At 66.1% G+C, this 13,178-nt stretch carries 11 protein-coding genes and 1 pseudogene; 7 read left to right on the forward strand and 5 right to left on the reverse strand.

Annotation, left to right across the window (positions count from 1 at the left end):
• Positions 1–139 precede the first annotated feature (139 nt).
• On the reverse strand, positions 140–493 hold the full coding sequence (locus tag ACZ4U1_RS26865) for a DUF4333 domain-containing protein (RefSeq protein ID WP_467906636.1): 354 nt from the start codon (positions 491–493) through the stop codon (positions 140–142).
• 256 nt (positions 494–749) lie between these two features.
• Between ACZ4U1_RS26865 and ACZ4U1_RS26870 the strand changes: the two genes are divergently transcribed.
• The 3 genes from ACZ4U1_RS26870 to ACZ4U1_RS26880 are packed head-to-tail and all read left to right on the forward strand — an operon-like array spanning position 750 to position 2,927.
• Positions 750–1,055, forward strand: a complete 306-nt coding sequence (locus tag ACZ4U1_RS26870) for a hypothetical protein (RefSeq protein WP_467567165.1) — start codon at positions 750–752, stop codon at positions 1,053–1,055.
• Positions 1,056–1,086: 31 nt separating this feature from the next.
• Positions 1,087–2,379 (forward strand): putative T7SS-secreted protein, encoded by a 1,293-nt coding sequence (locus ACZ4U1_RS26875; protein WP_467906638.1) that lies wholly within the window; start codon positions 1,087–1,089, stop codon positions 2,377–2,379.
• A gap of 35 nt (positions 2,380–2,414) precedes the next feature.
• Complete coding sequence (locus ACZ4U1_RS26880; protein WP_467906640.1) at positions 2,415–2,927, forward strand: hypothetical protein; 513 nt, start codon at positions 2,415–2,417, stop codon at positions 2,925–2,927.
• Positions 2,928–2,931: 4 nt separating this feature from the next.
• Here the strand turns inward: ACZ4U1_RS26880 and ACZ4U1_RS26885 are convergent, their stop codons facing one another.
• From ACZ4U1_RS26885 to ACZ4U1_RS26900, 4 genes are all read right to left on the reverse strand, one after another.
• Positions 2,932–3,648, reverse strand: a complete 717-nt coding sequence (locus ACZ4U1_RS26885; RefSeq protein WP_467906641.1) for a hypothetical protein — start codon at positions 3,646–3,648, stop codon at positions 2,932–2,934.
• Between the two features lie 72 nt (positions 3,649–3,720).
• On the reverse strand, positions 3,721–4,368 hold the full coding sequence (locus tag ACZ4U1_RS26890; protein ID WP_467906642.1) for a hypothetical protein: 648 nt from the start codon (positions 4,366–4,368) through the stop codon (positions 3,721–3,723).
• A gap of 103 nt (positions 4,369–4,471) precedes the next feature.
• Positions 4,472–6,685: a hypothetical protein gene (locus tag ACZ4U1_RS26895; RefSeq protein WP_467906644.1), complete on the reverse strand. Its 2,214-nt coding sequence runs from the start codon at positions 6,683–6,685 to the stop codon at positions 4,472–4,474.
• A 35-nt stretch (positions 6,686–6,720) separates the two neighbouring features.
• Positions 6,721–7,194 carry a hypothetical protein gene (locus ACZ4U1_RS26900; RefSeq protein ID WP_467906645.1) on the reverse strand — a complete coding sequence of 158 codons (474 nt, stop codon included), beginning with the start codon at positions 7,192–7,194 and terminating at the stop codon, positions 6,721–6,723.
• A 756-nt stretch (positions 7,195–7,950) separates the two neighbouring features.
• Here ACZ4U1_RS26900 and ACZ4U1_RS26905 point away from each other — a divergent pair.
• From ACZ4U1_RS26905 to ACZ4U1_RS26920, 4 genes and pseudogenes are all read left to right on the forward strand, one after another.
• A pseudogene (locus tag ACZ4U1_RS26905) lies at positions 7,951–9,192 on the forward strand (S8 family serine peptidase).
• Between the two features lie 389 nt (positions 9,193–9,581).
• Positions 9,582–10,001, forward strand: coding sequence for a hypothetical protein (locus ACZ4U1_RS26910; RefSeq protein ID WP_467906646.1), 420 nt, complete (start codon positions 9,582–9,584; stop codon positions 9,999–10,001).
• 2 nt (positions 10,002–10,003) lie between these two features.
• Positions 10,004–11,761 carry a DUF5585 domain-containing protein gene (locus tag ACZ4U1_RS26915; protein ID WP_467906647.1) on the forward strand — a complete coding sequence of 586 codons (1,758 nt, stop codon included), beginning with the start codon at positions 10,004–10,006 and terminating at the stop codon, positions 11,759–11,761.
• A gap of 91 nt (positions 11,762–11,852) precedes the next feature.
• Positions 11,853–13,106 (forward strand): S8 family serine peptidase, encoded by a 1,254-nt coding sequence (locus ACZ4U1_RS26920; protein WP_467906648.1) that lies wholly within the window; start codon positions 11,853–11,855, stop codon positions 13,104–13,106.
• Positions 13,107–13,178 lie beyond the last annotated feature (72 nt).

Below are 13,178 nucleotides of genomic sequence, written 5' to 3' on the forward strand. Positions count from 1 at the left end.
GAGAGAGTACCACCCCTCACCCCCTCCCCCCCCCTCCCTCCCCCCCCCCCCACCCCCCCCCCCCCCCCCCCCCCCCCCCCCCCCCCCCCCCCCCCCCCGCCTCCGCATGTCTGCGGTCCACCCGCGCCAGGGGCCGGCGTCAGTTCGCGGGCGGAGAAGCCTTGTCGTCGGCCTTGATGTCGAAGTTGATCTGCTTCCCCTCCACGGAGGAAACGGTCACGGTCACCCCCAGGGTGCTGCCGTCGTCCGCGGTGAGCGTGCAGCGCGTGGTGGTGCCGACCTTGCCCGCGAGGTCCTGTGGACAGGTGATGTGCGGCTTCGGCCGGCCCGTCTGGGCGGCGAGCTTCTCGGAAACCGTGGTCGCCAGTTCGTCCGCAGACAGTGTCGGCTTCGACTTCTCCACGGTGACCGAGCCTGAGCAGCCGACGAGCAGCACACCGGCGGCAACGGCCGAAAGACCCCAAGCTGTTGCGGACAGGCGGGCTGTGGTCATTGTGGGCTCCATTGCAGATGATCAAAGAGAACGCCCGAAGCATACCGGCAGCAGTTATCCGGCTTGCCAATGGAGGAGACCCATGAATTCTTCACCCTGACTGTCGACGGTCTTCACTGATATGGGGAACGGACGGACGGATCTGTGGGGGCGGTGAGCTGGCGTTCAGTGGCGCCGAGTTGGTGCTAGCGTGGCCTGGTCATTCGCCAGAACACAGATGTGCAGGCGGCATTGGAAGAAGAAGGACGGATATCTCGTGTCGGCTGATCTCGGAGTGGGGCCAGGGGTCCTCAAGAAAGGCGCTTCGGACATTCTGGAACTGCTCACGCCGGTCGAGAAGGTCGACATGAAGGAGCCGTCCGAGCAAGGCGATGCGCTCGGAGATGATTCGGCGGCCTCGGCATTGGTCACGTTCTGCGCCACGTGGGAGTTGGGGGCCGAGTTTCTCGCCGACTGCGCGGCGACCCTGGCGGGCGGGCTGAACTCGGCCAATAACGACTACGCGGAGACGGATGCCGCCATCCGCGACGCGGTGAACTCGGTCAAGTCGGACTTGAGTTGAAGACTGAGTCAGAGACAGGAAAACCGCATCCATGGCAATCGAGCTGGGGTCGACGACCGATCCGAAGGAGCTCGTCCCGGGAGACCCCGGAAAGCTGACCGAGCTCGCCACCACCCTCACCGGCTGGTCCACGAAGTTCGACAAGATCGGCGACGGTCTGCGTGACCTGAAGATCCCGGGCTGGAAGGGTGAGGCCAGTGAGGTCTTCTGGCCCACCTTGGCCAAGGAGAGAGCCAACTGGTACCGCGCGTCCGACGCGATGTCGGGAGCGGCCACGGCGATCACGTCGTACTCCTCCACGCTGGGATGGGCGCAGAAGCAGGCCTCGACAGCGATCGAGCAGTGGAAGTCCGGGGATCACGAGGCGGCGGAAGCGACGCTGAACGCCGCGCGTAAGCAGCTCAAGCCCGAACTGGAGAAGCTGACCAAGAAGCTCGACGACCTCGCGGGCGGTGCCGCGCACAGCCCTGGCTGGCTCGCGGATGCCCGACAGCGGGTCGACGACTGGAAGTGGATCCAGGACCACGGGGTCGGCAAGACCACCCAGAACCGGTGGAAGTGGGAGACGGAGCACTGGTTGCCGAAGGGTGACGGCTTCCACCGCACGGACAAGGTCTGGGGGAAGGACGAGAACGGCAACTGGTTCGTCCGGGAGAAGCCTGCCCAACCGGGGGAGGAAGAGGGAGCCGCACCGGGCAGGAAGACCAATCTGACGGTCAAGCTGGCCGAGTGGCAGGGCGGCGCCAGTGCGTGGTCCGACGGCACCAAGGGCGAGACGTCCTTTTTGGGCGATGGCAAGATGAAGGGCTCGCTCGGCGTCTCCGCGCTCGGCGTCGACGGAACGGCCGGTGCGAGCATCACCAACGGCCGGCTGCAGGCCGGACTGTCGGGAAGTGCGTACCTGGCACAGGCTTCCGCGAACGGCAGCGTGGAGTACGGCATGGCCTCGGGCCAGGCCGAGGCGAAGGCCTATGCGGGCGCCGAGGCCTCCGCCACCGTGGGCGTCGGCAAGGACGGGGTGCACGCCGGAGCGGAGGCCTTCGCAGGGGCCAAGGCCACCGGGTCGGCCTCCGCCGACGTCGGCGGCGTCGGCGCCGGTGTCAGCGGCGAGGCATGGGCGGGCGTGGGGGCCTCCGCCAACGCCGACCTGGGAATGACGGACGGCAAGTTCACCGTCGGCGGCGAGCTCGGAGCCGGCCTGGGCGTCGGTGGCAAGGTCTCCTTCGACGTCACGGTCGATCCGGCCAAGATGGTCGACTCGGTCGGTGACGCGGCCGACTGGGTCGGCGACACCTGGGACGACACGGTCGGCAGCTGGTTCTAGGCTGAACTGGCGCACATCAAGGAAATGAGTTCACCATGACGGCCACGTTGCCGGTCAAGATCTCGTTCTCGTTGCCGGACGGCTGGCAGGCCGCGCCGCCGGACGAGGTGGGAGCACCCGGCGTCGCCTTCGTCGCGCTCCATCCCGCCTCCGTCGACGGGTTCACCGCGAACATCACCATCGCCGGGCGGATGCGCAACGACAGTGCCACCATGTGGCAGATCGCCGACGAGTCGGTGCGCCGGCTGGAGCAGGCGGGAACCGTGGAGGTCATCAAGAAGGCCGAAGTGGGGACCCCGGACATCCCGGGCCTGACGGACTCCCCGGGGGTGGCGCAGAACCTCCGCCTCCACACCACCTTGAAGGGGGAACCGCTGGAACTGCTCCAGAGCCAGGTGTACCTCGGCATGGAGGACGTCAGGAATCCGGCGAAGCGCGCGGTCGTCGAATTCGTCCTCACCGCGAAGCCGACGCAGCTCGCCCAGGTGATCGACGACTTCAAGGCCTTCCTGCGGACGGTACGTCCGGCCGGGGAAAACCCTGCCTGAATGCTCAGGCAGCAGCCCAAGCCTCTTCCGGGATCCGGTCCAGGATGTCGCACAGGTAGTTCAACTTCTCCTCGACGGCCTGCGGGGACAGGGTGCCCCGGTACCACGTGAACAGTTCGTTGTCACGCAGCTGGAGTGGTGACTTCTCGGTCCGGAGGTCCGACAGCAGATAGGGCACCACTGCGCGGCCCAGAACATTCCGGACGAATTCCTCGTCTTCCGTGATGACCCGAAAGTCCCGATCGAATTCCGGCACGCCGAGCTGCGTCTTGGGCCTACGGTCGAACAGCGTGTCCAGCAGCCTCGGACGGAGTATCTGTACGAACGGCCCCGAGCCGGGCGTCGTGACGATGAACACCGCCTCGATGGTGGGCTGCTTGCGTTCCCCCACGTCGGCGCCCGACGCGACATTCATGGAGCGGTACTCGAAGCACTGGAAGACGCGACCGCGGAATTCTCCCGTGGTGTAGTGCCAGGCGCGCAGATTGCTCCCACGGCTGGGAAAGGGGCGCACGCCACAGTACTGGTCGATCCGCCCCTGCACGCGAGGCTCGTACGTCCACCCACGTTCCGGAGCGATCCGGGCAAGCTGCGCGTAATCCTCCCGGATACGCGCATCCTTCTTGCGCCCGCGCGCGGACACGGTGAACACGAGGGTGAACATGCCCGCGATGAAGGCGAACAGCAACACCAACACCAGAATCCCAGCCCATTGCTCCATGGCCCCAGATTACGGCGGACCTGGGTGCCCCCTGAATCTGGGCTTCCGCTTGAGCGGCGGGACCTGGGCGAGTCACTCCTCGTAGCCGGGCCAGTTGACCTCGGTGATCGAAGGAACCGAACTCGGGAGACGGGTGTCGTTCGTGCAGCCGGCCTGCCCGGCGACATCCCGCGCCAGCTGAAGCGTGATGTCCACCCCGACCTCGCGGGCCTCGGCCGCGGACAGGCCGCTTCCCTTCATCGGCCGCGCCAGGACATCGACCTTGATGTACCGGTCCCGCTTCATGTAGGCGGGCGCGTCGGCAGGTAGATCGGCGGCGCACTCGAAGAACACCACCTGCGAGGCCCTGAGGTAGTACGCGAGGACACCCATGTCCATCCGGGTACGAGGCTCGTCCCCCCGCGCGTCGGCCGTCGGGAGCTCTTTGACGGGAAGCGAGTCATGGCTCCAGGCGATGTCCACGTCGAGAACCGTGTCCAGCGAGCCCTCGCTGCGCGCCTCGTACTGGCAGTGACTCGGATAGTGCTCGTCGACCACCCGGAAGGCATCCTGCTCATGCAGCAGTCTGCTGCCCGGACCGAGAAGCTTCTGCAAGGTGTCCTGATGCGGGGTCCCGTTCCAGCAGGGTCTGGCCGGGGCCTTGAGCGCGTCGGCGTCATCCTCGCCGGAGCGGGCCGACCAGACGTAGATACCCGCGCCGAGGACCGCCAGCACCACCACGGCACAGAGCGCCTTCGCTCTGCCGGACATTCTTCCGACGCTCATGTCTTCCCTGCTGGGTCGCTCGTTCTGCCGACATTGTCAAAGGCTCGCGCAATCAAAGTCACTTCGGAGGGTTGCGCTTGTAGTGATCCTTGGCCTCGCGCTGAAGTTCCTTACCGTGATCGAAGCCCTCACCGGTCTGTTGTGTCACGGCACGGTGCATATCCGTCGCGTCCACACCGCGCGGGGTGCCGGCGACCATGAGTCCGTTCGCAGCCTGGTCAAGGGCGTTCTGCCGGGCGTTGAACGAGGACTCGCCCGCCTTGTGTGCCGTCTCGGCGGAGGTGTTCCGCTCCGCTCCCTCGACCATCTCGCCCACGACCACCTCGGTGACGCCGTTGATGACTTCCCCGGCGATGGGCACGCGCTCGGTGGCCAGGCCGACGGTGGAACCGAAGGCGGTGTTGAACATGTCCGCGCGTTTCTGCAACGCGTCGTTGTAGTCCTGGTCGCTCTGCTGGCCCTCGGTGACGATCTGGTCATGCCGGGCTCCGGAGAGGATGCCTTCCACGGTGCCTGTGTTGTAGGCGATGTGCTTCAGGTTCTCGGACGGGGTCCCCGCGTATTTCTCTGGGTGCGCCGTGGCGTCCTGCATCAGCCCGGCGGAGTAGTTCTCCGCCCCTAGGGTCGCCTCGGCATAGCCGTCCGGGTTCCTGCCGACCGTGTCGAGGAACTCGACGGTGGCAAGCGCACTGGTGAACTTGGTCGGGCTGCCGTAAAGATCGTCGAAGTCGTTGGACTGGCTCAGCGTCGAGTTCATCTCGGGCATGTACTCGCCGGCCATCCGCCCGAGGCTGTCGGCCATCGTGTCGTCGGCCAGCTCGGGGTTCGCCGCCACCGCGTTGATGACCTGGTCCATGATGTCCCGGCGCTGCTCGGTGTGCTCGGGGTGAGCACCGACGTCACCGTGGTCGTACGGAAGCCCGGACACCGCGGCCTCCAGGGCGTGACCCAGCGCGTCCTTGCCGTAGATCTCGGGGTCCTTGGCCGCGAGGGGAGCGGTCATGTCAGGAATCCACTCGCGAGCACCGTCGCCCTTGCCGTCCGCCCCCATGCCCATCAAGTAGTCAAGATTGGTCATCTGCTTGCCCGGCCCCGCGACATGGGAGTGGAAGAAGTCCGTGGCCGCATCGGGATTGTGACCATAGGCCTCCAGAAGACCCGTGATCGGGTCCCAGCCACGGCCGCCTTCCTTGTCGGCGTTCAGACCGAAGTCCTTCATACGCGCGTAGCTTCCGTCGGGCCGACCCCAGGCTCCGCCTTCCCGCTCGTACGCGATCATGTCCTTGCCGACCTTGTCGAGGAAGCTCTTCGGGTACTCCCCGTGCCGGAGAAGCGTGCCGAGTACCTGGTATCCCTTGGGCACCATCCTGTTGCCCTGCATCTGCAGGTCGAGATCACTGCGCCCGAGGCGCATGAGTTCGTCGGTCCACTTGTCTCCAAGGCCGGGAGCCGCGGTGGCGAGCGCCGTGCCCATGCTGTCCTGGATGCTCCGAGCGAGACGAAGCTGCTCGCCGCCATCCGCGGTGCCGTCGAGCGAAAGCTGAGCCTGGAACCGCAGTGCCCTCTCCTGACCGAGGCCGCGGTACAGGTCGGTTGCGAACTCCTTGTCGTCCGCGTTGTACTTGATAAGCGTCTGGAGTTCTCGCAGCTCCTCCGTGGAGAGCTCCTTGCCCTCCTTGTAGAGCCGTAGACTCTTCTTGGCCAACTCCTCGGCCCGCTGCTCCTGAGCGTCGTCGAGCGACTTGTAGTTTTCGTGCCCGAAGTTGAACTCGTCGTTCCCGTGACTCTTGCGCAGTGCCAGACTCACGGAGTGGTCTATCTCCCGGGCTTGCGAAATGATCTCGGCGATGCGATCGGCGAGCTCCTGAGCGGCGTTCCGCTCGCTCTCGGTGTGGGTGTCGTCGGTGGTGCGGTCGTGCGGGTAGAAGACGTGCACCTTCCCGTCACCTGTGTCACTGACCCTCAGGCCCAGTTGCGGTGCCTCTGTGTGAAGGGCCGCGTTCAGCTTCTTCTGGAGTTCCACCAGTTCGGCGCAGGCGTCGTCGAGAACCTGGTAGATGCTCGATGCCTCGGCGTGGGCGTCTCGGAACTCCTTGGCCGTCTTCTTGACGAACTGCCGTGTAACCTCGGCGTTCACGCCGGCCCACTGGGCGCCCTCCGACTTCGCAAGCAGCCCTTTCTCAGCTCTCTCCGCAAGCTTGTCAAGGTTGTCGACCATCTTTTTCCAGTGAGCGACAGAGGTCTTCAACTTCCCGAGGTCGACCTCTGACAAGTTCGTCATAGTAATGCCGGACACAACAGCCCCCGTTACTTGAAGTACTTGCCGAGCTCCGAGACCGACCTGCCGGAACCATCCCTGCCGCTGACCGCCGCCGCGATTTCCGCGTCATCGTTCGCGTGCATCTTCTTCGAAAAGTCGAGGTGGTTCGAAATGAGAGCGCAGGCGTCCAGCAATGACTTGACCTGACTCGTCCATATCTCGACGGTCAGGGAAAGGCTGTCTCCCAAGGCGAAATTCGAGTGTGACAGCTCTGTCGCGGCCTGCATCGTGGAACCGGACCCGTGCGCGTCCACTCCCATGCCGGCCACGTCGGCCTGGCTGTGCAGGTCACTGTGCAACGCAAAGGCCTCGTGTCCGACGGCGCCCAAGTCATCCTGGTGGACGACCAAATCCCCCGAACCGCCAACGCCCCCGGCATCAGGAGCGTGGTTCAGTTGCATGCTGGGCGATCTACGCTCGGCTGCTTGGGTCTTGAGCTGTTCCCACTCTTCCCACGCCACCTTGGGCCTCCCCCGCGCACGAACACCAGAACCGGCCAAACTGCGGGGGAACCTAGCCGCGTGGCTTCTGTGTCGCAAGCGTCGACTCCACCGGAGTGAGCCCCGGTTCGTTTCTGCCGGCCCCGGGCCGAGGCGCCGAGTTGACCCCCACAGACGCTTCTGCTCCGCCACCCGGAGCTGTTCGTGCATGTCGCTCCTGGGCGTGCTTTACACGGCGTGACGTGCTGTGACAGCGGAGGTTGGCGTCAAGGCGGCGACCGGCGGGAAACGAAAGGCTTATTGCTGCGAAGATCATCTGAGCTGCGGCTCGGTCCGTTTCGGTGGAGCTGGAGAGCGGGTGACCTGTCGAGCGTGGAGATCTGATGGAGATCACGGACGGGCGATGCGTCCCGAGCTGGAACGCGCCCATCGTGAGCCAAACGGGGAGGTACGTCGTGCTCCCGTCAGGCATGGTGGGGGCGCGCCGGCGACCAGGGTGGCGAACTTGGAGGGCAGTGGTTCGAGAGCCCTCCGGCAAGGCTCTGTGAGATGCGCGCCTCCGGTACGTTCACCGGTGGTGAACTGTGCTGTGTGTGGGGCGGGCGCGCGTTGGAGGCTGTCACGGGCAGGCCTTCTGCGCCATCTGCACGATGAGCCCCGGCGTGATCTGCCGCCGGTGGCCAGGTGACGCGATTGAGGACACGGAAGACGATGAAGTCAGGGATGGGCCGACGGGCCGAGCGGGCTGCGCTCCATGGGACGAGCAGTGGCAGACGAGTGCGTGTGCTGGGGGCGGCTGTCGGTGCCCTGGTGGCCATGACTGTGGGCTTTGCCCCGAGTGCCGTTGCGGACGACGTCCAGTCGAAGCAGTGGTATCTGGGGCCGATGCAGGCCGAGCAGATGTGGAAGGTCAGCACGGGTGAGGGCGTCAAGGTCGCTGTCATTGACACTGGCGTGAAGGCGGACACCCCGTCGCTCAAGGGTTAGGTCCTTGCTGACGAGACACCCAAGTCGGTGGCCTACGGCGCTACGGATGATTACGACGGTCACGGGACGACCATTGCCGAGTTGATCGCGGGCACCGGAGCGGGTGGTGGCCTGAAGGGTCTGGCGCCGGGTGCGAAGATCGTTCCGTATCGGATCGAGCTGGAAGGTCTGAAGGGCGGGGCGGAAGAGAAGAAGAAAACCCCCGAATCCGAGGACGCGATCAGGGCGGCAGCCGACACCGACGCGAAGATCATCAACATGTCCTTCGGTTCTCAGGGGCCCGGCCCCAGGGAGGAGGCGGCTATCGAGTACGCCGCCTCGAAGGGCAAGCTGCTGATCGCCGCAGTCGGCAACGAGGGAGGAAAAGCAGGGGGCTACATCGGATACCCGGCCGCATTCCATTACGTGGTCGGTGTGGCGGCGTCCGATGAATCCGGCACGGTCTCCAAGTTCTCCTCGTCCGGAAACTACGTGGACTTCGCGGCGCCAGGCCAGGACTTCCCCGGTTGGTGCGACACGGCCTTCCGCTCGTACTGCGACGACATGAACGGTACGAGTTCTGCAGCGGCGATCACGTCGGCTTCCGCGGCGCTGATCTGGTCGGCGCACCCTGATTGGACGGTGAACCAGGTAACCCGTGCTCTGGTCGACACGGCCGGCCGTAAGTGGGCCAAGAACGACCCGAGCAAGTACCTCGGCTACGGCACCATTCGCCCCCGCCTGGTTCTGGCGAACTCCCATTACAACCCTGGCCCTGCGAACGTCGATCCGCTCGCCAAGGAGAACGGCGGAGACCTGCTCGCCAAGTCCGCAGCGTCCGCCGCCTCCTCCTCGTCCGCCCCGTCCTCTTCTGCATCAACCCCGTCACAAGCCCCGGAAAAGGGTTCTATCGGCGGGACTTCGGCGGCAGGATCGAGCACGGAGTCGTCGAACGACAACAGCACCCTCTGGATCGTGCTCGGCGCCGCGGCCGCGGTCGTCGTGGTCGGGGCTGGGGGCGTGGCCGTCGCGCGGGCGCGACGTGCCAGGTGATGTCTTTCGACTGGAAACACCGGAACGCGGACTCGATCAGACGTGGAGGTTTGATGTAGATCGCATGAGGGTGACGCTCTCATGCTCGCAGGTGTGCTCATCGTTGGCCGACGGAGTGGTGGCGCGTGACGGCGTCAATGTGTGTTCGCTTGTCACAAACCGGCAATTCCGGCGAAGCGTGGCACCTGGGCCGGTGGTGAGGCCGAGTCAACACACCGCTTGGTTGGACCGGTTGGGCAGGTTGACTAGAGTGGTAAACGCGTTGTGAGGCGCGACTCGCTTTGCGATCGTACGGCGAGTGGTTGGTCGGCCTCCGGTTCCGGACGGGCCGATGGATGTACGGGGAAACGGGGAGGAGCGTCGTGCTTCCGTCAGACATGGTGGGGGGCGTGTCGGCGACCAGGGCGGCGAACTTGGAGGCCAGTGGTGAGGCGCTGGACAAGTTCGTGGGTCAAGTGGACAAGGTGCTCAGCGCGCTCGAAGGGTCCGCAGGCAACCCGGCGAAGGTCAGCGCCCAGACGATCAGGGCTTCGTCCCTGACCTCGGGTGGTGAGAGCGAGTTTCCTGAGGCGCACGGTCTGTACAAGCAGTACACCCGGGTCCATCACGAGCTGACGACCCTGTCCAGGACGCTGCACCTGCAGATCGAGGCGATCGGCATCGCGGTCAAGGGTGCGCACAGGGGCTTCGACAATCTCGAAGAGGAGCAGCGTCAGCGGTTCTGGGCGATCCAGGCGGAGATCAAGAAGCTCCAGCCCGAGGCGGACGACAAGCAGCACGCCAGCAGCGGCACCAAGACGAAGGCGTGACGATGACGGACAAGCAGCACAAGGACGATCTGCATCGCGTCTCTCAGCAGAACTCCGCGACGGACATCGTCCGCGGTATCGAGGACGGTCCGCGCGGCGGATTCCTCAACGGCCTGATGCGCTCGGTGGTCGAAGCGACTCCCTTTGGGCGGGCTGTCGCCGCCAGGACGGACTTCGACAAGCGCAACCTCGATCTGAACCAGATGATCGATCTGGTCGAGTCGACCGACCCGGAGGACCTTGAGTCCTCCGGCAAGGCCCTGTGGGATGCGCGCGACGCCATCAAGAAGGCCGCCGACGACCTCAAGGCCAACATCGACCAGGTTCATTGGGTCGGAGTATCGGGCGAGTCCTTCCGTGACTGGGGTGACAACCTCGTCACCAACACGCACCACCTGAGCGAGTTCGCTGGAGCGGCAGGCGACCAGATCACCGCTGCCGCGGTGGGTCTTGCGGCCGTGCGTGGTTCCATGCCGGCTCGTGACACCAGGGCTGAGTCGAAGCGGCCCGAGCAGTTCACCCCTGCCGAGAAGGCCGCGAACAAGGCAGACTACGACCACGCCGTCCAGGTGGAGAAGGACCGCCAAGAGGCGATCAACCAGATGAACCGGTTGGCCTCGTACTACGCGGTCTCGGAAGAGGTTCTGGCGGCCCTGCCCGCCAAGGACAAGACGCCGAATTTCACGTCGATGCCCGACGTGGGCGTGCCTCGGCCGCGGCCCGTCGACTCGCGCGGGGTTGACCGTCCGACGTCCGGTACAGGCGCGCATACGGGAACCGGCTCGGCGCCCACCGTCGGTCATCACCCAACTGCGGCGGGGGCGGACAATGTCGCCCACCACGTCACCGGCGACACCACCCCGCCCCACGTCCCGACGACGCACAACAACCACACGGTCCCGCTCCCTGTGGAGCCGCCCGTCGGTACGAATATCGACAGCACCGGCACGCTGCCTCCGCCTACGACCACACATACGACCGGCCCCACCCCGCCGGTCACGGGCACGCCCCCGGCAGGCGGCGGCCAACCCGATCCGTTGGGTGGCGCCGGTTACCGGGTTCCGCTGCCCAATCCGACATCGGGCAGAGGGCTGAGTGGCTCGGCTGGGTACCGTACCCCTCCCGTCGCTCAGGGGCGTGCGGGCACGGCCGGGCTGACCAATCCTCAGGGCCCCGGCCGCGCCGGGGCACAAGGACCCATGAACCAGATGGGGCGGGCCACGTCGACGGGACAGCCCGTTGGCAAGGGCACTGCCTCCCCGATGGGCCGTGCGGTCACCGGTGGTACGCCGCGGCCCGGCGGCACCTCGGCACCCCGGGGGAATGCCACGCCGACCACCGGCGCCGGCCGTTCCAACGGAGTCGTCGGGGGGCGCCCCACGGCCACCGGCGGTCCGACTAAGGGCGCGGCGAGGATTCCCCGTGGCACGGTCGTCGGGGCTGAGGGACAGGCCCATTCGCAGTCCACGGCCGGTCGGCTCGGTCAGCGTGGTGTCTTCGGTGCGCCCGAGTCCGCGGCGCGGCCGGGTGCGAAGCCGGTTCGTTCGACCGGGTCTCGGACCGCCGCGGGTACGCCCGAGGCTGTCACGGGCAGGCCGACCGGGCGGAACTCCGGCGCGGGAGCCGAGCGGAACGGCATGACGCGGGGTGGTGCCGGACTGGTACGTGGTGCCGGCCGAAAGGGTAAGCCCGAGGATGCGGACGAAGAGACGCATCTGCCCGACAATCCCCGGCGTGATGTGCCGCCGGTGACGAACTGAACCACGAGCGAGGACACGGAAGACGATGAAGTCAGGGATAAGCCGACGAGCCGAGCGGACAGCGCTCCACGGGACGCATAGCGGTAGACGAGTGCGTGCTGTGGGCGCGGTCGTCGGCGCCCTGGCGGCAGCGACCGTGGGTTTCGCTCCGAGTGCTGTTGCGGACGATGTCCAGGCGAAGCAGTGGTACCTGGGTCCGATGCAGGCCGAGCAGATGTGGAAGGTCAGCACGGGTAAGGGTGTGAAGGTCGCCGTCATTGACAGCGGAGTGAACGCGAACACGACGTCCCTCAAGGGCCAGGTTCTGACCGACGAGACTCCGAAGTCGGTGGCGTACCGTGCGACGGTCGACTACAAGGGTCACGGGACGACCATGGCCGAGTTGATCGCGGGTACGGGAGCCGGTGGCACTCTGAAGGGTCTGGCGCCGGATGCGAAGATCGTTCCGTATCGGATCGAGCTGAAAGGTCTGAAGGGCGGGTCGGAAGAGAAGAAGAAGACTCCTGAACCCGAGGACGCGATCAGGGCGGCGGCCGACACCGACGCGAAGATCATCAGCATGTCGTTCGGCGAGATGGCGCCTATGCCCAAGGTGGAAGAGGCCATCAAGTACGCCGCCGCGAAGGGCAAGTTGCTCATCGCGGCAGTTGGCAATGATGGTCGGACGTCGGGAGACAACATCGGTTACCCAGCCGCCTTCCCGTACGTGATCGGCGTTGCATCGGTCGACAAGTCCCTCACGGTGTCGAAGTTCTCCTCGTCCGGTAACTACGTGGACCTCTCGGCACCAGGCCAGGGCTTTCCGGGATGGTGCGACACCAACTTCCGTTCGTACTGCGACGACGTGAACGGTACGAGTTCGGCAGCCGCGATCGCCTCGGGCGCCGCCGCTCTGATCTGGTCCGCGCACCCTGACTGGACGGTGAACCAGGTCACCCGTGCCCTGATCGACACGGCCGGCCGTACATGGGCCAAGAACAACCCGAGCAAGTACGGCGGCTATGGGCTGATTCGACCCCGTCTCGTTCTGGCGAAGCAGAACTACGACGCGGGCCCGGCCAACGTGGACCCGCTCCGGGCGGAGAACGGCGGCGACCTGCTCGCCAAGTCCGCAGCATCCTCGACCTCCTCCTCTTCTTCCTCCCCGTCCGCCCCCTCCTCTTCCGCATCAACCCCGTCACAAGCCCCGGAAAAGGGTTCTACCGGCGGGACTTCGGCGGCAGGATCGAGCACGGAGTCGTCGAACGACAACAGCACCCTCTGGGTCGTGCTCGGCGCCGTGGCCGCGGTCGTCGTGGTCGGCGGTGGGGGCGTGGCCGTCGCGCGGGCGCGGCGTGCCAGGTGATGTCGTCAGCCGTCTGTAGCCCTGTGCTCTTCGGATAGGGCATGCAGGACGCGCTCACCGCCGTAGCGCTCC

Source organism: Streptomyces sp. NPDC028928 (genome assembly GCF_055564915.1).